Consider the following 19,479-nt stretch of genomic DNA (forward strand, 5'->3'; position numbering starts at 1 on the left):
ATCGCCACGCTAGCGCAGCGGGCCGACCGGCACGGCGGCACGCGACGGGTTCCCGGGCCGACGGGCCACCAGGGCGACGGGCCACCAGGGCGACGGGCCACCAGGGCGCGGCAGGCCGGCCCGGGGGCCGGGAACGGTGGGGCTGCGACGGCAGTGCGGCCGGCCCGGCGACGGGGTGGGCGGCGGGGGTGGCGCACGGCGTCGGGGGTGGGCGGCAGAATGCAGCAGGGAACCCGAAACGAAGGCGGATCAACATCGTGACCCAGTCAGTCCATCAGCGGATCGCCGACGAGCTCGGCGTCGCCGAGCGCCAGGTGCGGGCGGCCGTGGAGCTGCTCGACGGCGGCGCGACCGTGCCGTTCATCGCCCGCTACCGCAAGGAGGCCACCGGCCTGCTCGACGACGCCCAGCTGCGCACCCTGGAGGAGCGGCTGCGCTACCTGCGGGAGCTGGACGAGCGGCGGGCCGCGGTGCTGGAGTCGATCCGCAGCCAGGGCAAGCTGGACGAGGCGCTGGAAGCGCAGATCATGGCGGCCGACTCCAAGTCCCGCCTGGAGGACATCTACCTGCCCTACAAGCCGAAGCGGCGGACCCGGGCGCAGATCGCCCGGGAGGCCGGGCTGGAGCCGCTGGCCGACACGCTGCTCGGCGACCCCACCCGGGACCCGAAGGAGACGGCCGCCGGGTTCGTCGACGCCGGGCGTGGGGTGGCCGACGTCGCCGCTGCGTTGGACGGGGCGCGGGCCATCCTCATCGAGCGGTTCGCCGAGGACGCCGACCTGATCGGCACCCTGCGTGAGCAGATGTGGTCGCGGGGCCGGCTGGTCTCCCGGGTACGCGACGGGCAGCAGGCCGCCGGCGCGAAGTTCGCCGACTACTTCGACTTCGCCGAGCCGTACCCGAAGCTGCCCTCGCACCGCATCCTGGCGATGTTCCGGGGCGAGAAGGAGGGCGTGCTCGACCTCACCATGGCCCCCGACGCCGAGGAGGACCCGGACGCCCCGCCGACCGGCCCGACCCGCTACGAGGCGGCCATCGCCGGCCGGTTCGGTGTCACCGACGCGGGGCGGCCCGCCGACCGGTGGCTGGCCGACACGGTGCGCTGGGCGTGGCGTACCCGGATCCTGATCCACCTCGGGGCCGACCTGCGCACCCGGCTGTGGCAGGCGGCCGAGGAGGAGGCCGTCCGGGTCTTCGCCACCAACCTGCGCGACCTGCTGCTCGCCGCCCCCGCCGGTAGCCGGGCCACCATGGGTCTCGACCCGGGCCTGCGCACCGGGGTGAAGGTGGCGGTGGTGGACGCCACCGGCAAGGTGGTCGCCACCGACACGATCTATCCGCACGAGCCGCGTCGGCAGTGGGACGCCTCGATCGAGACGCTGGCGAAGCTGGCCGGGGCGCACCAGGTGGAGCTGGTCGCGATCGGCAACGGCACCGCCAGCCGGGAGACCGACAAGCTCGCCGCCGACCTGATCACGCGGTATCCGCAGCTCGGCCTGACCAGGGTGATGGTCTCCGAGGCCGGCGCGTCGGTCTACTCGGCCTCCGCGTACGCCTCACAGGAGCTGCCCACCCTGGACGTGTCGCTGCGTGGCGCGGTCTCCATCGCCCGGCGGCTCCAGGACCCGCTGGCCGAACTGGTCAAGATCGACCCGCGCTCGATCGGCGTCGGCCAGTACCAGCACGACCTGTCCGAGGTGAAGCTGTCCCGCTCGCTGGACGCGGTGGTGGAGGACTGCGTCAACGGCGTCGGGGTGGACGTCAACACCGCCTCCGCTCCCCTGCTGACCCGGGTCTCCGGCATCGGCGCGGGTCTGGCGGAGAACATCGTGCTGCACCGGGACGCCAACGGGCCGTTCCGCACCCGTGCCGAGCTGAAGAAGGTGGCCCGGCTCGGCCCGAAGGCCTTCGAGCAGTGCGCCGGCTTCCTGCGCATCCCCGGCGGCACCGACCCGCTCGACTCGTCCAGCGTGCACCCGGAGGCGTACCCGGTGGTGCGCCGCATCCTGGCCAGCACCGGGCAGGACCTGCGCTCGCTGATCGGCAAGTCGGCCATCCTGCGCGGGCTGCGGGCCACCGACTTCGTCGACGACACCTTCGGCCTGCCCACCGTCACCGACATCCTCGCCGAGCTGGAGAAGCCCGGCCGGGACCCGCGACCGGAGTTCCGCACCGCCACCTTCGTCGAGGGGGTGGAAAAGATCGGCGACCTGACCCCCGGGATGCTGCTGGAGGGTGTGGTCACCAACGTGGCCGCGTTCGGCGCGTTCGTCGACGTGGGCGTGCACCAGGACGGCCTGGTGCACGTCTCGGCGATGTCGCACACCTTCGTCAAGGACCCGCGCGACGTGGTGAAGTCCGGTGACGTGGTGCGGGTCAAGGTGCTCGACGTGGACGTGCCGCGCAAGCGGATCTCGTTGACGCTGCGGTTGGACGACGAGGTGCCGACCGGCGGTGACCGGCCGGCGGCCGACGGGCAGCGTCGCGAACGCGGTGCCCTCCAGGGCGGGCGCGGTGACGCGCCGGGCGGCCGGCGTAGCGGCGCGGGCGGGTCCGGCGGCGCGGGCAGGTCCGGCGGGGCAGGCGGCGCGGGCAGGTCCAGCGGGACAGGCGGGTCCGGCGGCCAGCGGGAGCAACGGGGCGGGTCCCGGGGCGGGTCGCAGCAACGGCAGGGCCGGGGCGGCTCCGCACCGGCACCCGCCAACGACGCGATGGCCGAAGCGTTGCGCCGGGCGGGCCTGGCCTGAGCGGTCGAGGGGGTGGGCGTACCGTCGCGGCATGGGTGGTGACGGCGGTACGGGGTGGCGGGAGCAGCAGCAGCGGGCGGCGCGGGCGCACGCGGCGGCCGACGCCCGCCAACGCGACGGTGAGCACGCGCAGGCCGAGGCACTGGTCGCCCGGTTCACGGCCGAGGCGACCCGGCGGGGGCTGCGGACCGCCCGGCTGGTGGCTCAGGGCTACGACGGACGGGGCCGCTACCGGACCGGCCTGACCGGCTGGTACGTCGACCGGGCCGGCCTGCGCGCGGTCGCCGTCGACGGCCGGTTCTTCCTGCTCACCGTGCCGCCGGGCGTACGCGCCAGACTGTTCGGCGTGGACGTGCCACCGGCCCGGCCGCCCCTGGTCGTCGGCCGGGGCGGACGCGACGGTGAGTCGGTCCCGCTGGCCGACCTGCTCACCCGTCGGCTGGCCGCCGGCGACGACTGGCCCTGACCGGCCCGGCGGCCACCATCTCGTGCAGGGTCCGCTCGACCCGGTCGGCACCCGTCGCGACGGAGAACATCCGGTCGTAGTGCGCCCGGCCGGCCTGCCCGAGCAGGTCCAGTTTCTCCCGGCCCAGGTCGCAGACCTCCCGCAGGGCGTCGGCGATCGAGTCGGGGTCACCGGGGCGGGCGGTGATGCCCGCGCCGCTGTCCCGGGCCACCGCGGCGGCGTCGCCTTCCGCAGCGACCAGCAGCGCCCGCCCGGCGGCGAGGGTCGACTGCACCTTGCTCGGCATCGTGTACGCGGACATGCCACCGGGCCGCAGGCTCACGTAGTGGACGTCACCGGTGGCCATCAACGCGGGCATCCGGTCCCGGGGCAGCTGCCCGAGGAAGCGGACGTTCGCCGCCCCCACCGCCTCGGCCCGCCGACGCAGCCGCTCCTCGGTGGTGCCGGAACCGGCGATCAGGCAGACCAGGCGGGGGTCGCCGGTGCGGGCGCAGGCGTCGATCAGCGAGTCGAGCCCCTGCGCCTCGCCGAGCGCGCCCGCGTACACCAGCACCACCTGGTCGGGTTGGAGTCCGAGGTCGGCGCGCAGGTCGGTGGCGCGGACGCCCAGGGTCTCGTCCGCCCACATCGGGATGTGCACCAGCTTCTCCCGGGGCACCCCCCGGCCGGCGAGCAGCTCGGCGGCGCCCGGGGAGACGTGGGCGACCCGGGCGGCGCTGCGGTACATCGCACCGCACCAGGCGGCCATCCCCCGCTCGACGGTCCGTGACACCCGACCGGTGCCGAGGAAGCCGCTGGCCAGCACACTGTCGGGCCACAGGTCCAGCACGTGCAGCAGCACCGGCACCCGGTGCACGTAGCGGGTGAACCACATCGGCAGGGCGACGCTGATCGGCGAGTTGCCGACCCAGAGGGCATCCAGACCCCGCAGCACCGGGGTGCCGGAGACCAGCGCGGAGACGGCGAAGGACCCGTAGTTGGCCAACCGACGTGGCGCGGAACGGTCGTGGCTGGGATAGAGGGCGACCCGGCGGACCCGGGCCGGGCCGTCGGTCTCGTCGACCCGGCGGGCCAGCCGGTAGCCGGGGGCCAGCCGGCCGCTCGGGTAGTTCGGGAAACCGGTCAGCACCTGGACCTCGTGTCCCCGGTCGGCGAGAGCGCGGGCGAGCATCCCGGGCAGGGCCGCCGGGCCCGGTTCCGGGTCGAACCACTGGGTGAGCAGGCCGATCCGCATCGTTCTCACCCCGCCGCCACGCCGGCCACCGGGCGGGTCGGTCGCACGCCGTCAGCCACCGGGCCGGTCGGTCGCACGCCGTCAGCCACCGGGCCGGTCGGCCGCACGCCGTCAGCCGCCCACAGGGCGCGCAGTGATTCGGTCAGGTCGTGGACCGGGGTCCAGCCGAGCACCCGGCGGGCGCGGTCCAGGTCGGCGCACATCCACGGCACCGCGGCCGAGCGGGTGGCGTCGGGCGGGAAGCCGCCCGACCGGATCTCCCCGGGGAAACCGGCCACGTCGGCCAGCAGCCGCACGACGTCGCGCGTCGCGACCGCACGTCCGCTGCCCACGTTGACGACCCGCTGCGTGGGCGCGGCGCACCGCGTCGCGGCCAGCACCGCCGCCGCCACGTCCCGCACGTCGACGAGATCCCGGTAGGTGTCGTGCAGCCCCAGAGCGAGGTCACCCGCCCCGTCGGCCGCCGCCGCGCGGACCATCGCGGTCACCCGGGCCAGCATGTTTCCCGCCGGCATCCCCGGTCCGACCGGGTTGAAGACCCGCAGCACGATCGTGTCGAGGCGGCCGGTGTCGCCTGCCAGCTCGGCCAGGCGGGTCGCGGCCAGGTGGCTGAGCCCGTACTCGCTCACGGGGGCGGCAGGGTGGTCCTCCGCGACGGCGAGGCCGTGCGGCACGACGCCGTACTCGGCGGCCGAGCCGATCCGGACCAGCCGGGCCCGGGGGGCGGCGACGGCCACCGCCTCGACCAGTTTCGCCGTGGTCACGACGTGCGCCCGCACGAAGTCGAGCCCGGAACCGACGATCCGGCCGGCCGCGCTCACCACCACGTCCGGTCGTTCCCGGGCGACCAGCCCGGTCAGCTCCGGTAGGTCCATCCGGACAAGGTCGCACTGTGCCCGGGTGGGCGACCGCAGGTCGGTGTGCCCGGCCAGTGCGGCACCGATGTGCCGGCCCAGGAAACCACCCGCGCCCAGCAGCAGCACCCGGCTCATCGGCGGTACGCGGCGTCCCGGTCGTCGACCGGCGACGACACGGGCCTCGGGCCGTCGACCGGCCGGACGTAGGCCGGCGACGACGCGTCCGTCCGGGCGTCGGCCGGTGCCGACGCGGGCGCAGGGGCGTTGCCGGTGAACTCGTGCCAGGTGGCGGCACCGGGAGCCGAGATACCTTCCCGGGTGAGCACCACCCGGACGGTGGTCAGCAGGATCTTCAGGTCCAGCAGGAAGGAGCGTCGGTCGACGTACTCGACGTCGTAGCCGAACTTCGCCTCCCAGCTCAGGGCGTTGCGCCCGCGCACCTGGGCGAGCCCGGTGATGCCGGGCCGCACCTCGTGCCGGCGGGCCTGCTCGGCGTTGTAGAGGTCGAGGTAGCGCACCAGGTGTGGACGGGGACCGACCACACTCATCTCGCCGCGCAGCACGTTCCAGAACTCGGGCAACTCGTCGAGGCTGCTCGCCCGCAGCCAACGACCCACCCGGGTGAGGCGTTGGGCGTCGGTCACCAGCCCCCGGTCCGGGTCGGGGTGGAGCATGGTGCGGAACTTCACCACGTCGAACAGTTCGCCGTGCAGGCCGGGCCGGGTGTGCCGGAACAGCACCGGCCGCCCGTGCGTCACGAGCACCACCAGGGCGACGAGGGCCAGCAGGGGTGCGCCGACGGTCAGCACGACGAGCGCGCCGAGCACGTCGAACAACCGCTTCCAGCGGTCGTACGGCCGCCGGGGTGTCGGGGTGGTTCCCCGCCCGTCGGCCCCGGCTCGCGGCGGTGCCGTGTGGACAGCAACTTTGGGCATGAAACACACCTACCACCTTTACGAAGGACGATCCGCGCTTTCACATTCGCCACCCCGGACAGGTCGACAATGGAGTGCGCAGCATCCCCGGTAAAGGTGAAACATGATTGTTCCTCCCTTTACCGGAAGCCCGCCCGGTCTCGTTATTGCAACAGTATGGTCACCTTTGACGAGATCGCGATTCCCGAGGATGGTCCGCCGGGAAACAGGCAGGAGGAGATATGCTTCCCTCGCTTTCGGACAGGCGTTTCCTGATCACCGGGGGCACGGGGTCGTTCGGCCAGACAATGGTCTCCCGACTGCTCGACGCCGGCGCCGCCGAGGTGCGGGTGCTCAGCCGGGACGAGTCGAAACAGGACGCGATGCGGCACCGCCTCGGCAACGACCGGGTGCGCTACTACGTCGGCGACGTCCGCGACTACGACAGTGTGCTCAAGGCCGCCCGGGGGATGGAGTTCGTCTTCCACGCCGCAGCTCTCAAGCAGGTGCCCTCCTGCGAGTTCTTCCCCCTCGAGGCGGTCCGCACCAACGTGCTCGGCAGCGCCAACGTGGTGGACGCCTGTGAGCGGGTCGGTGTGGAGACACTGGTCCTGTTGAGCACCGACAAGGCCGTCTATCCGGTCAACGCGATGGGCATGACCAAGGCGCTGATGGAGAAGGTCGCCCAGGCCCACTCCCGCAACAACGCGGCGGCCCGGACCCGGGTCTGCTGCGTGCGGTACGGCAATGTCATGTACTCGCGCGGATCGGTGATTCCGCTGTTCATCGACCAGATCCTGCGCGGCGGCCTGCCGACGGTCACCGACCCGACGATGACCCGTTTCCTGATGTCGTTGCCCGAGTCGGTCGATCTGGTGGAGCACGCGTTCACCTTCGGCCAGCCGGGGGACGTCTTCATCCGCAAGGCCGACGCCTGCACCATCGGCGACCTCGCCACCGCCCTGTGCAACCTGTTCGGGGTGCCGGCGAAGTTCACCGTGCTCGGCATCCGGCACGGGGAGAAGCTCTACGAGACCCTGGCCAGCCGGGAGGAACTCGCGTTCGCCGAGGACCTCGGCGACTTCCTCCGGGTGCCGGTGGACAGCCGCGACCTCAACTACTCCCTCTATTTCGAGGAGGGTGACGTCGAGCACGGTGGCCTGGCCGACTTCCACTCGCACAACGCCCGCCGGCTGTCCGTACCGGAGATCGAGTCGTTGTTGATGACGTTGCCCGAGGTGCGCGCGCAGGTGCAGGCCCACGCAGCGGCCGTGGTGACGACATGAGCGCGGCCGCCGACACCGGTCGGCCCGACCGGGTGCCCCGGCGGCGCAGCGACCACCAGGCCGACCGCCCGGCCCGTCGGGTCCTCGTCGTCGGCGTCACCGGCATGCTCGGCCACGCCGTGCTGCGCGAACTCGCCGACGACCCGGATCTCGACGTCCACGGCCTCGCCCGCACCATCGACGACCGGGCGGGGTGGTTCCCCGCGCACCTGCTCGCCCGCATCGTCGCGGCCGTGGACGTGACCCGGTTCGACGACGTCCGGCGGCTCGTGGACGAGCTGCGACCGGACGTCGTCGTCAACTGCGTCGGCGTCATCAAGCAGCGACCGGACGTGCAGGACGCGGTGCCCACGGTCACCCTCAACGCTCTCCTGCCCCACCTGCTGGCCGACGCCTGCGCGCAGGTCGGCAGCCGGCTCGTGCACGTCAGCACCGACTGCGTCTTCTCCGGCCGCCGGGGCGGCTACCGTGAGGACGACCTACCCGACCCGCCCGACCTCTACGGCCGGTCCAAACTGCTGGGCGAGGCGTCGGGAGCGTCGGCCCTCACCCTGCGTACCTCGATCGTCGGGCACGAGCTGGGCACGAACCGTTCCCTGGTCGACTGGTTCCTCTCCCGACGCAGCCAGGTACACGGTTTCACCCGGGCCATCTACAGCGGGGTGACGACCGTGGAGTTCGCCCGGCTGCTGCGCACCGTGGTCCTGCCCCGGGCGGAGCTGACCGGCCTCTACCACGTCGCCGCCGCACCGATCGCCAAGTACGACCTGCTTCGCCTGGTCGCCGAGGTGTACGGATGGCCCGGCGAACTGGTGCCGGACGACGAGTTCGTCTGCGACCGGTCGATGTGCGCGGACGCCCTCGCCCAGGTCACCGGCTACCGTCCGCCGAGCTGGCCGGACATGATCGCGGCGATGCACGCCGCCCGGTCCCGCTGGGCGCTCGACCGGGCCCGGCCGGGCCTGGCGGGCGTCCCACGCTGACGGACCAAACGACCACCGCCGGCACCGCCGGCCTGCTGGAGTCAAAGGACATCACGTGGGGAACCGAGTCGGTCAACTGTGCCTGATCGTCGGGGCGTTCGTCGTCGCGGTGGTCACCACCGTCGCCAGCGTCAACGTCCCGATGGTGGCGGTCGGGGCGGTGGCTCTGCTGCTGCTCGCGCTGTTCGCCCTCGCGCGGCAGATGGACGGCTGGCGGTGGCTGCTGGGCCTGACCATGGTGCTCCTGGTCTGCGCCTCGTCCAAGCTGCCGTCCCTGGTGGAGGCCAGCTTCTATCCCCGGTACGCGGCGGTCGCCGCCCTGATCGTCTGGGCGCTGCGCACCCCGGGACGCACGGTGGCCCGGCTCGATCGGTGGACCCGCCTGCTCATCGGCGCGCTCTGGGCGATGGCGGGACTCGCCACGCTGAGCTTCACCTGGTCGGTGGTGCCGCTGGAGACTCTCCAACGCGGCGTGGCGCTGCTCTTGCTGGCCGCGCTGGTGCACGTCCTGATCCGCTGCCGGTGGGCGGACCGGGCGGTCATGCTGGCCGACCTGCGCGTGGTCTACCTGGTCCTCAGCGGTTCCGCCCTGCTCAGCCTCGGCCTCGGGCTCGCCGACGGCACCCTCGTCGCCGCGCTGTCGCAGACCGACCGCTTCGAGGGCCTCTACAACAACCCCAACATGCTCAGCATCGTCTGTGCCCTGACCACCCCGCTGGGCTGGGCGGTCTACCGGGCGTCCCGGCGACGGGCGGAACTGCTCGGCATGGTGCCGGCCGTCGCCTGTCTGCTGCTCTCCCAGTCCCGCACCGGGCTGATCGCCGTGCTCGTCGGCGCCCTCTGGGTCGTGCTGCGGCACGGGCTGGGCCGGATGGTCCGCATCGCCGCCGGGCTGGCCGCCGGGCTGTTGGTGGCGTACCTGTTCAACCTGCTGCCGATCCTGTTCGCCGGCCCCTGGATGCGGCAGCTCGTGCTGCGCTTCACCGACCCCACCGGCGGCGACCTGTCCAACGGCCGCACCGAGATGTGGCAGGCGACTGTCGACCTGTGGTGGCAGAACCGCCCCACCCTGGGCTTCGGGTACGCGTCCCGCAACCACCTGTTCGCCCTCGCCAGCCTCGACGAGTCCTTCGGGACCGGGGTGAGCGTGGTGCACAACAGCTACCTGCAACTGCTGCTGGAGCTGGGGCTCGCCGCCGTGGCGCCGCTGGCGCTGCTGCTGCTGGCCGTCGGGCGGGTCGCGCTGCGGGCACCGGTGCGCCGGGCCGACTCGGGTCTGGTCTGGCTCGTCGTCACCGGGGTGCTGATCCAGATCACCGAGTCGGCCATCTTCGGCACCGGGCAGACCTACCCGTACGTGTTCTGGCTGGTGGCCGCCGGTGTGCTGCGGCACCTGCCCGACCGCCGGGCCGACGCGGACGACGGCGTCGAGCCCTCCCCCGCGCCGGCACACCCGCACCAGGTCCACGCCCCGGTGGACGCCGTGCCGCGCCGGCCGGTGCCGGTGCCGGTGCTGCGCTGACGTCGACCTGACGGCGCTGCCCCGAGCTCACCTCACCCGACGGCGCTGCGCTGAGCTCACCTCACCCGACGGTGCTGCACTGAGCTCACCCGACGGCGCTGCGCAACGATCACCCGACGGCGGAGAAACTGAGACCCGGCTTCGGTACCGGGCCTGGGATCGCACGACGGTGGGCGTCCGGTCGGGACGCCCACCGCCTCGTCGGAACGCCCGGGTCAGCTCCGGTCGTCGGCCGCCAGGAAGGCGCTGACCCGGTCCCGCCAGGCCCGGTGGTCGAACGACTCACGGGCCCTCGACCGGGCGGCCCGGCTCATCGCCGTCCAGTCGTCGTCGGTCAGCCGCAACGCACGCTCGACCGCCCACCGCACGTCGTCCGGCCCGTTGCCGGCGAGCACCAGCCCCTCGACACCGTCGTGCACGTAGGTGGCCAGGTCGCTGGTGTGGTTGAGCAGCACCGGGCAGCCGGCGGCGAGACTCTCCGGCACCTTGGACGGGAAGCCGTTGGCGGCGTATCCCCCGGTGGGGCGGACCAGCATCGAGAAGTGCGACTCCGCGAGCAGCGTCAGCACGGTGGCGCGGGGCACCCGACCCAGGAACCGCACCTCGGCGTGGAGCCCGTCGAGGACCGAGACGTCCAGGTCGGAGTGGGCGGCGGCAGCCTCCCGGGTGACCCCGGCGATGGTGAGGCTGACCCGTCGCTGCTGTTCCGGCGTGAGTCGGCCGATGCCGCGCAGGATCACGTCCAGCATGTCCTTGCGGGCGGGGGTGCCGGCGTAGAGCAGCCGCAGGCCGGTGGAGAGGGCGGGCGGCCGGCCGGTCGGGAAGTCGTCGCAGTCCACCTGCGGCGGCACCACCAGCACCGCCAGCCCGTGCGCCGCGAGGTATCCGGCCAACGTGGTGGACACCGCCGTGGCCCGGCCGACGAGCCGGGTGGCCAGGAACGTCGACCAGCGGTGCCGGACGAAGTACGGGGTCAGCCAGCCGTGCCGGAACTGCCGCCGGTCGTGCCGCTCGCTGGCGTCGACCACGATCGGGCAGCGCAGCACCAGACGCAGCACCGTCCAGTTGCCGAGGGTCATCAACGCCATCGGGAGCAGCACCACGTTCACGTCGCCACGGCGTACCCCCTGCCGGCGGGCGGCCCGCAGCACCCGGACCGGGCGGGCCAGCCGGGCCGGCAGCCGGGTGAGCCGGTGCCGGCCACGCACGCGCAGGGTGACCAGGTCGACGCCGGCCGCCTCGGGTGGTCGGGCCGGGAAGGCCAGCTCGCAGGGCCAGTCGTTGACGACGAGCGTGCGGCTGCCCTCGGGGGCGGCGGACCGGGCGAGTTGCAGCAGGCGGTTCGAGGTGGCGTCCCCGTGCGGAAAGGCGTAGGCGCCGACGAGCAGCGGGCGGGGCTGGTCGGCCCGTGCAGTCGATCCGCCGGCCGGCCGTGGCTCCCGGCCGACGAGCATGCTCTGATCGGTCATCTCTCTCACCGTCCCGAGCCGACCGGGGGTCGGCTGCTCTCTCGTGGCACCCGGTCCCGCCCGGGGTGGGCCGAGGCCCACCGTCGGTAGATCTCCAGGTGGATGCTGGCCGCCGTGTCGATGGCGAAGACGCTGTGCTCGAACCGGTCGGCGGCCACCGCCGGGGCGGTCGACGCGGTGTACGCCGCCGCCCGGCCCACCGCCCGCGCCCACACGTGCGGCGGGGCGTCGACACCGACGATGCTCACCCCGGGTAGCCGGTCGCCGATGAAGCGCACGCCCGGCAGGTCGGCGGCGACCGTGCCCACGCCCACCGCAACGGGTTCCAGCACTCCCCCGGGCAACCCCTCCAGGCAGGACGGGTGGACGACGACGTCGGCCTGCCGCAGCAGCCCGCCGACGTCGTCGCGGGGGCCCAGCAGGTGCACCCGGTCGCCGAGCCCGACGGCGTGCGCCGCCGCCCGGACCCGGTCGTCGTCGGCCGGGTCACCCGGCCCGACGAGCACCGCGTGCGCGGACACGCCCAGTTCCCGCAGCGCGACCAGGATCGGCGGCAACAGCCAGCGGCGTTTCTCGGGCGAGGCCCGGCCCACGGTCACGCAGACCAGGTCGGCCGGCCCCGCGCCGATCAGGGCCCGCAGGTCGTCGGGGCTGGGGCGGCGGAGCCGGTCGAGGTCGAGCCCGTTGAGCACCACCCGGCAGCGGGGGTCGGCACGCCAACCCGGGTGGTAGCCGAACGTCAGCGAACTGGGTGAGACACCCAGGATGTCGGTGGCGCAGCTGCCCAGCAGCCGACCACAGATCCACCGGTAGACCCGGCGGCGCAGGGTACGCGGCCGGTTGTCGTCCCCCCGGAAGTGCGCGACCCGTCCGGGTACGCCCCGCAGCGCGCCGAGCGCGAGCGGCACCCCGGAGAAGTTGGCGCAGTCCGCGTGCACCACGTCCGGGCGCAGCCTCCCGACCAGGCGCAGGAACCGGGCGGGGAAGCGCAGGTCGAGCGGGATCGCCGTGACGGTGCCGCCGTGCCGGGTGACCATGTCGGCCAGGGGTCCGGGCCCCACCGTGTCGCTGAGGGTCACCAGGTGCAGCTCGGTGCCGGCGGCGGCGAGCCGGGGCAGCAGTTCGGCCGTACGCATCTCGGTGCCGCCGAAGTTCAGCTCACCCACGACCCGCAGCACCCGGACCCGGCCGGTCACGACGGTCCGCACCGGGCGAGGGCCCGCCGGTATCCCACCAGCGCCGCCGGAACCATGGTGAGCAGGTACCCGGCGCAGGCTGCCGCGGGCAGCCCGGCCAGGCCGAACTGTCGCAGTCCCCAGACCTTGAGCCCGGTCGCCAGCACCAGGAACGACGCCCAGCCGACGAACTGCGGCCGGAGCAGCCCGATGCTGTTCTGCACCAAGATCAGCGGGGAGGTGACCGCGACCAGCAGGGACCAGCCGGCCAGCCCGACGAGGACGGGGAGCCGGATCGTCGACCGGTCGACCTGGCCGACCCAGAGTTCGATCAGCCGGTGGCCGTAGCCGACCAGCAGCAGCCCGACTGCCCCGACGATCACGCCGTAGAGCACCATCATGCGACGGGTGTTGCGGCGTACCCAGGCCACCTCGCCGCGCGCCAGGGCGGCGCCGTTGACCGGCCAGACCGTCATGCCCACTAGCCCGACGAAGATCCACAGGACCCCGAACAGCTTTCCGACGACCGCGTAGTGCGCCGCCACCGTCAGCCCCAGGACGTTCGCGACCAGGGGGTTGTCCACGTTGAGCGCGATCGACGACATCGTGGTGAGCGCGAAGAACTGCAGACCCAGCCGGAGCAGGCCGACGACGGTGGCCCGGTGCACGAGCCGGGGTCCCGGCCGGCTGGCGGGGTCGGCGGACCAGAAGTAGGTGACCGTGTTGAGCAGGTTCGTCACCGGCACGGCCAGCACCGCGCCGCCGACGACCACCAGCGGTCCCCAGTCGGCGGCGATGGCGACCAGCACGACGGCCAGGGCGGCCAGGGCCCCGGCCGACTGCCAGGCGTTGCTCTGCACCATCTGGCCGCGGGCGTACTGGATCCGCTGGATCACCGACAGCGGGATGTTGACCGCGAACGCGCCGAAGCAGATCAGCACCATGGTGGTGGTCTGCGCGGCGACGGCCGGGTCGCGGACGGCGAACAGGTCCACCCAGGGGACCACCGGGGTGACCACCGCGAGTGTCGCCAGCAGCAGCACCGCGACCACACCGAGGGTGGCGAAGGCCCCGGAGATCTCCCGGGCCTGTTGCCGGGGGTCGTCGGCCAGCTGACCGAGCCGGGTGAGCAGCCCGTTGCCCAGCCCCAGATCGGCGAACCAGGCCATCCCGGTGAGCGCGGTGATCGCCATCCAGAGGCCGTACCGCTGGTCGCCGAGATACCGGAAGCAGGCGGGCGTGATGACCAGCGGAGCGGCCAGGCCGATCCCCTTGGCCACCATCGCGGTGGCGATGCCCACTGTGACGGCGCGGTCGCGACCGGGCCCCGACGGTGGGCCGGACGTCGCCACCGGGGCGACGACCGCCGTGCCGGTCAGCGCCGCAGCCGGCGTCGGCGCGGGGGCCGGCGTCGGCGCGGGAGCCGGCGGTCCGGCGGCGACCGCCTCGGCGGCGGGCCGGCCCACGGCCCGGGTCACCGGAGGGGGGCGGGGGCGACCCCCAGCCGCGCGGCCAGCCACGCGCCGGTCGCCCGCAACCCCTGCGCCCGGGGGACCGGCGTGACGTCCGGGAACAGTTGCCGCAGGGTGCTGTCGTCCGCCAGCGAGTGGGGGACGTCGCCGGTACGCGGCGGCGCGTGCTCCCGGGCGATCGGCCGTCCGAGCAGCTCCTCCAACTCGTCGAGCACCTGGAGCAGGCTGGCCCGCGCCCCGAAGGCGAGGTTGACCGGATGCGGGTGGTGCACCCGGCGGCGCAGCGCGTCGAGGATGACGTCGCAGACCGTACCGACGTAGGTGAAGTCACGGGACTGGGTGCCGTCGCCGTGCACCACGACTGGTTCGCCGCGCAGGGCGGCGTGGGTGAACCGGGGAATGACGGCCGCGTACGCGTGGTCGTGCCGCTGCCCGGGGCCGTAGACGTTGAAGAACCGGAAGGCCAGGGTGGGCAGCCCGAACGACGCCTGGTGCGCCAGGGCGTACGCCTCGGTGGCGAGCTTGCTGGCCGCGTAGGGGCTCATCGGGCGGGTCCAGGTCTGCTCCGCCTTGGGCAACGCCGGGTTCATGCCGTACACCGACGAGGAGGAGGCGACGAGCACGTGTCCCACGTCGTGCCGGCGGGCCGCCTCCAGCACCATCAACGTGCCGGTGGCGTTCGCGTGGTGGGAGGCCAGCGGGTCGCGTAGCGAGCGGGGCACGCTGGGCAGGGCGGCCAGGTGGACCACCGCCTCCCGACCCGCCATCGCCGCGTCCAGGGCGGCCGGGTCCAGGATCGACCCCTCGACGAATTCGACGTCCAGCCCGTCGAGGTTGCCCCGGAGCCCGACCGAGAGATCATCGAGGACGCTGACCTCCTTGACGGCCGGCTCGTCCAGGGCGGCGCGGGCCAGGTTGGCGCCGATGAAGCCGGCCCCACCGGTGATCAGAATGCGCATGGACAACCCCCCGGTACACACCTCACCTGTTCGTCGAAGCAGGCATGCAGCACATTACGGCACAGACGGAATCTTCATCACAATTAGGACAAATCTCGGCCGTCGGCCTGCAGCAGCCCGGCCGGGGTCCACCGAACGGCCGGTGGTGCTGTCCGGGAGCCGACCGACACCAACCGCCAGCTGGGCAAACGCGCACAGTGACAGCATCGTCGCAGTTCAACGGTGGAGGTGTGGAGGATGGCCGAGCTGATCGTCTACCGGTCCAACGCCCTGATGTCCGTCAGGTCGCGGATCGACGCCACCCGGGACGTGATCATGCCCGTCAACCTGGCGTACGCGGAGAGCATGGTCGGCATGTGGCACTCCGGCCTGCCCCAGGTGAGCCTGGTGCCCTCGACCGCCACCGACGCCCAGGTGTGGCCGGTCCTGTCCGCCGTCGGCACCCGCATCCACGACACCTCGGACGACAACTGCCCGATCAACACCGGCTGGTCGTACGTCGGCGGCAACCACGGCTACAACGTCGGCAACCAGATCGCGGTGGCCAACCACGGCAAGACGACCGCCGACGTGGGTTCGCAGTGGAGCGACGGGACCCGCATCTTCACCCTGCTGGCGGTGACCAACGCCAACAGCCTGCTGTTCGGCAACCCGTACACGATCGTGGACGGCATCGCCCAGGGCGCGCGGGTGAAACCGGCCGCACCGCTCACCCACGTCTCGGGGGCGACCAACCGGACCACCGTGCCGATCACCGGCCTCACCCCCGACGTGCAGATCCGCCCGGCCACCCACTCCCACACAGTGGCCGTCGAACTCGACGGCCGGCCGGTGCCCGACGGTCGGTCCACGGGCCAGGAGCTGGTGATCCGGGAGTCGTACGTCATCCCCTCCTACCAGGGGATGATCGACACGGCACGGGCGAACATCGGCACCCCGATCGCCACGATCATGCCGACGATCCCGTCCCTGTGCCGGATCTCGAACGAATACCGCTGGTCGCCCGGTGGCAGCCTGATCGTCGCGCAGACGGTCACCGCCCTGAGCCGGTTCACCCTCAACGCGGGGGTCACCCAGTGCGGGCCGTTGACCCCGGTGGCCGGCGGCACCCGTCGGCAGTTCATGCCGAACGTGGGGGTGGCCGGCGGCCTGAACTGGTCCGTCTGGGCGAACATCGACACCCTGACGGCGCTCACCGACTTCACCCCGGCGACGCTGCGGAACCGGCTGATGCCGGCGAGCAGCATGACCCAGTGGGTGGTCAGCGGCGGGGGCGTCCAACAGTGGGGCATCGCCGTCGGGCTGCTGCCGGTCGCGGACGGGAAGCCCGAGATCCGGGTCCGTTACACCACGGCCAAGGGCTGGTTCATCAGCTCCAGCCTCAAGAAGAACTACCCGCAACTGGTCTGGGGCCGCACCCTGGCCGCCGGTGAGTCGGTGACCGGCACCGCCTACCGCCGCTACCTGGCGCCCCCGTCGACCGCCACCGAGATCGTGGTGTCCGCCGACGGCGCGGATTTCGTGGTGATCGAACGGGTCGGCACCGTGGCGCAGGCCGAGATGACGGCGCCGCAACTGTTCCACCGGCTGCTGGTCCCGGTCGGCCCGACGAACCTCGACGTGCCGGACCGGGTCACCGTCGACGGCATCCCGTACACCGTGCCGGTCTCCCCCGGGTACGGGACGTGGCGCGCGGAACCCGACCAGGTCGCATCGGGACCGCTACCGGGGGCGACCGGACCCCGGGGCAGTTACTTCCTCGTCCGGTCCGGCCCGACGCTGAGCCGCACCTGCACCGGCACCTACCAGCGGCTCCTGCTGTACCCGGTCTTCCTGGCCGAACCGACCCCGGTCGACCGGGTCTGTGTGGAGGTCACCGTGGCCGGCACCGGCGTCCTGCGGCACGGCGTGTACGCCCACGATCCGTCCACCGGGCGTCCCGCCGTCCTCGGCCCGATCGCCGACTTCGGCACCGTCGCCGTCACCTCGGTCGGGGTGCGGGAGTCCGTGCTGGTCGCTCCCGTGGTGCTGCCCGCCGGTTGGCACTGGTACGCGCACGTCTGGCAGGCCAGCGGCACCACGCCGCCCGCCGTACGGGTCAGTGGCGTCGGCGCCGCCACCACGCTGAACCTCGGTGCCGGCGCGGCGGCGATGACCGGGGACCGGTTCGGCTACGAGGTGACCGGGGTGACCGGTGCGCTGGGCGCGATCACGATCATCGGAGTCCACCAGTTCCCGCCGCCGCAGGTGGCGTACAGGCGGGCCTGACCCGGTGGCCCGTGCCCCGGCGGGGCCGCACCGGCGGGCGTCGTGTCCCGGTGGACGTCAGCCGGTCGTGACGCCGTAGATCCGCTTCATCGCCGCGTGTTTGGCCGGGACCGGCAGGTGGCCGATGCCCAGCGACTTGGCCCGCAGCCGTTCGAGGTACTCGTCGGTGGTACGCACCGGCCGCGCCGGCACCCCGGCCGCCACCGTGTTGTCCGGGATGTCCCGGGTGACGATCGAACCGGCACCGATGACGCACCGGCTTCCGATGGTGACGCCGGCCAGGATCATCGCCCGCATGCCGATGTAGACGTCGTCGCCGATGGTGATCGGCGCGGTCCAGTCGAGGTCGGGATGGTCCTTGCGCAGGATCAACGTGCCACCGTCGTGGGTGATGAACTGCACCTCGGAGGTGATGTAGACGTTGTCGCCGATGGTGATCAGCCACGGCTCCGAGCCGAACATCGCCCGGTTGACCCCGTAGAACCTGACCCGACCGGTCAGGTTGACCCCCAGGGACCGGACGAACGCCTCGGGGTCACGGGACGCGGCCAGATGGTCCCGCACCCGCCGGGCCATCGTACGAACACGACTGGGCACTTACTGTCCTCGATCGCAGGGGACGGCTACGGACCACCGGACCGGGCAGGCGGGCCCGGTCACTGGGGAAACGAGTCGGGTCCGGCCAGGGTGACGCCGGTTCCGCCCCGGACGGGATCAGCGGCAGAACTGGCGGGCGTGCGCCAGCACGTTCGGTTCCCGGTGGCGTTGCCGCCAGTGCCGGTACCGCCGTCCGGCGGTGCCCTTCGCCTCGGCCCGCTCCTCGGGCGACCGAGCGGCGAGCAGGTCGAGAGCCCGGCTGAGGCCGGCCGCCGTCGCCGGCCGCACCACCAGCCCGCCGGTGTCGGCGATCAGCTCACTGAACGGCGTGTTGTCCGAACAGACGACCGGGCAGCCGGAGGCCAGGCTCTCCAGGATCACGTGACCGAAGTTCTCGCCGAGGGTGGGGAAGAGGAAGGCGTCGTACCGGCTGAACGTCGGCATGACGTCCGCCGCCGCGAGTTCGCCGAGGTAGCGGACCCGGACGTGGCCCGGCATGGCCGTGATGATCCGCTGGCATCGCGACCAGTAGTGCGGGTCCTCCGGCGGCCCGAAGATGTCGAACTCCATCGGCCGGGTGGTGCCGGCCACCGCCTCCAGGGCCGTGGACAGGTTCTTCATCGGCGAGATCCGGCCGACGAAGACCAACCGCAGCGGCCCGTCGTGCGCGCGGGACGGCGGCGCCGGGTGCGCCGGGATCGGGCTCTCGTTGCCGTTCACCATCACCTGCGCCCACGGCATGTTCGCCCGGATCTGCTTCTCCTCCAGACCGCTGCACGCCTGCCAGCGCACCCGCAACCGGCGCAGCAGCGGTGCCCACACCGCCAGGAAGAGCCGCTTCTTGGCGGCCCTGATCGCCAGGGCGCCGGGCGACAGCTCACCGCGCGGGGCGACCAGGATGGCCCCGACAGGCACCAGGCGCAGCGCCACCACCAGGATCGACACTACCGAGAACAGCGACCAGATGCTGTTGACATAGAGCAGGTCGATCGGGCGGGAGCGGACGTGCCGGATCAGCCGGACCCAGTGCCGCGGCGCCCACGGGTCCAGGTAGAACACGGCGGAGCGGTCGTCGCGCCGCAGCAACCGTCCGGACAGCCCGGGGTAGGGTGCAGGCGAGTGGAGATCCCGGTCCCGGGTGACCAGGGTGACGTCGAGATCCCCCGGCAGGGTGTCCAGGATGAACCGCAGGGAACGGATCGGACCACCACCACGGAAGCCCGGCTCGAACACACCTGCGGTGGCGACCACCCGGTAGTTGCCCGCGGTGTCGGCGGACCGGACCGCCCGCTTCGCCGCCGCCGCAGCGTCGTCGGGGGGACGGGTTCTCGTCAGCTTCACCATCGCCCACCTTCACCGTGCCGTCCGCAGATCGGCACTCCACCTGAGTATCGGAACGCAATGACAGCGAGGAGGGTGTCGGAGCCCGCCGGGCGCGGCCTGTGCCGTGCGCTCGCGGCCACGGACACCGGCCCCCACCGCTGCCTGACCGGCGCCATCGGTGCCGCGAGGGGGTCCAGATGACGGGGA

15 protein-coding genes are annotated in these 19,479 nt (G+C 73.0%); 6 read left to right on the forward strand and 9 right to left on the reverse strand.

Annotated elements, in window-relative coordinates:
- Nucleotides 1-257: 257 nt before the first annotated feature.
- Nucleotides 258-2,747, forward strand: coding sequence for a Tex family protein (locus AB0K25_RS17265; protein WP_363821068.1), 2,490 nt, complete (start codon nucleotides 258-260; stop codon nucleotides 2,745-2,747).
- Between the two features lie 31 nt (nucleotides 2,748-2,778).
- A complete protein-coding gene (locus tag AB0K25_RS17270) occupies nucleotides 2,779-3,213 on the forward strand; it encodes a hypothetical protein (RefSeq protein WP_357535996.1) in 435 nt (144 codons plus the stop codon).
- On the opposite strand, the gene AB0K25_RS17275 is transcribed toward AB0K25_RS17270, so the two are convergent.
- The 3 genes from AB0K25_RS17275 to AB0K25_RS17285 are packed head-to-tail and all read right to left on the reverse strand — an operon-like array spanning nucleotide 3,176 to nucleotide 6,239.
- On the reverse strand, nucleotides 3,176-4,447 hold the full coding sequence (locus AB0K25_RS17275) for a glycosyltransferase family 4 protein (RefSeq protein WP_357535998.1): 1,272 nt from the start codon (nucleotides 4,445-4,447) through the stop codon (nucleotides 3,176-3,178). The genes AB0K25_RS17270 and AB0K25_RS17275 overlap by 38 nt on opposite strands.
- Before the next feature lie 5 nt (nucleotides 4,448-4,452).
- Nucleotides 4,453-5,439, reverse strand: a complete 987-nt coding sequence (locus AB0K25_RS17280; RefSeq protein ID WP_363821072.1) for an NAD(P)-dependent oxidoreductase — start codon at nucleotides 5,437-5,439, stop codon at nucleotides 4,453-4,455.
- Nucleotides 5,436-6,239 carry a sugar transferase gene (locus AB0K25_RS17285; RefSeq protein WP_363821075.1) on the reverse strand — a complete coding sequence of 268 codons (804 nt, stop codon included), beginning with the start codon at nucleotides 6,237-6,239 and terminating at the stop codon, nucleotides 5,436-5,438. Before AB0K25_RS17285 ends, AB0K25_RS17280 begins: the two co-directional genes overlap by 4 nt.
- A 221-nt stretch (nucleotides 6,240-6,460) precedes the next feature.
- Between AB0K25_RS17285 and AB0K25_RS17290 the strand changes: the two genes are divergently transcribed.
- From AB0K25_RS17290 to AB0K25_RS17300, 3 genes are read left to right on the forward strand one after another with little or no spacing between them, the layout of a single operon-like run.
- Nucleotides 6,461-7,504 carry a polysaccharide biosynthesis protein gene (locus AB0K25_RS17290; protein ID WP_219469350.1) on the forward strand — a complete coding sequence of 348 codons (1,044 nt, stop codon included), beginning with the start codon at nucleotides 6,461-6,463 and terminating at the stop codon, nucleotides 7,502-7,504.
- Nucleotides 7,501-8,487 (forward strand): SDR family oxidoreductase, encoded by a 987-nt coding sequence (locus tag AB0K25_RS17295; protein WP_363821078.1) that lies wholly within the window; start codon nucleotides 7,501-7,503, stop codon nucleotides 8,485-8,487. Before AB0K25_RS17290 ends, AB0K25_RS17295 begins: the two co-directional genes overlap by 4 nt.
- A gap of 55 nt (nucleotides 8,488-8,542) precedes the next feature.
- On the forward strand, nucleotides 8,543-10,009 hold the full coding sequence (locus AB0K25_RS17300) for an O-antigen ligase family protein (protein ID WP_363821081.1): 1,467 nt from the start codon (nucleotides 8,543-8,545) through the stop codon (nucleotides 10,007-10,009).
- Nucleotides 10,010-10,224: 215 nt separating this feature from the next.
- Here AB0K25_RS17300 and AB0K25_RS17305 read toward each other — a convergent pair whose 3' ends face one another.
- Genes AB0K25_RS17305 through AB0K25_RS17320 form a run of 4 tightly spaced genes read right to left on the reverse strand, consistent with a single transcriptional unit; the run spans nucleotide 10,225 to nucleotide 15,084 of the window.
- Nucleotides 10,225-11,478 (reverse strand): glycosyltransferase family 4 protein, encoded by a 1,254-nt coding sequence (locus AB0K25_RS17305; protein WP_219469341.1) that lies wholly within the window; start codon nucleotides 11,476-11,478, stop codon nucleotides 10,225-10,227.
- A 5-nt stretch (nucleotides 11,479-11,483) separates the two neighbouring features.
- On the reverse strand, nucleotides 11,484-12,686 hold the full coding sequence (locus tag AB0K25_RS17310) for a glycosyltransferase (protein WP_219469338.1): 1,203 nt from the start codon (nucleotides 12,684-12,686) through the stop codon (nucleotides 11,484-11,486).
- Entirely contained in the window at nucleotides 12,671-14,131 is a 1,461-nt protein-coding gene (locus AB0K25_RS17315) for an oligosaccharide flippase family protein (protein WP_219469336.1), read from the reverse strand. Before AB0K25_RS17315 ends, AB0K25_RS17310 begins: the two co-directional genes overlap by 16 nt.
- A complete protein-coding gene (locus tag AB0K25_RS17320) occupies nucleotides 14,128-15,084 on the reverse strand; it encodes an NAD-dependent epimerase/dehydratase family protein (protein ID WP_219469331.1) in 957 nt (318 codons plus the stop codon). The genes AB0K25_RS17315 and AB0K25_RS17320 overlap by 4 nt, the downstream gene beginning before the upstream one ends.
- Nucleotides 15,085-15,321: 237 nt before the next feature.
- On the opposite strand from AB0K25_RS17320, the gene AB0K25_RS17325 reads away from it, so the two are divergent.
- Nucleotides 15,322-17,352 carry a hypothetical protein gene (locus AB0K25_RS17325; protein WP_363821084.1) on the forward strand — a complete coding sequence of 677 codons (2,031 nt, stop codon included), beginning with the start codon at nucleotides 15,322-15,324 and terminating at the stop codon, nucleotides 17,350-17,352.
- 57 nt (nucleotides 17,353-17,409) lie between these two features.
- Here AB0K25_RS17325 and AB0K25_RS17330 read toward each other — a convergent pair whose 3' ends face one another.
- Both AB0K25_RS17330 and AB0K25_RS17335 read right to left on the reverse strand, forming a co-directional pair.
- Nucleotides 17,410-17,916, reverse strand: coding sequence for an acyltransferase (locus tag AB0K25_RS17330; RefSeq protein WP_357536015.1), 507 nt, complete (start codon nucleotides 17,914-17,916; stop codon nucleotides 17,410-17,412).
- Between the two features lie 150 nt (nucleotides 17,917-18,066).
- A complete protein-coding gene (locus tag AB0K25_RS17335) occupies nucleotides 18,067-19,290 on the reverse strand; it encodes a glycosyltransferase family 4 protein (RefSeq protein WP_357536017.1) in 1,224 nt (407 codons plus the stop codon).
- Nucleotides 19,291-19,479 lie beyond the last annotated feature (189 nt).

The organism is Micromonospora sp. NPDC049257 (genome assembly GCF_040678915.1).
In the GTDB taxonomy this organism is placed as follows: domain Bacteria; phylum Actinomycetota; class Actinomycetes; order Mycobacteriales; family Micromonosporaceae; genus Micromonospora; species Micromonospora antibiotica.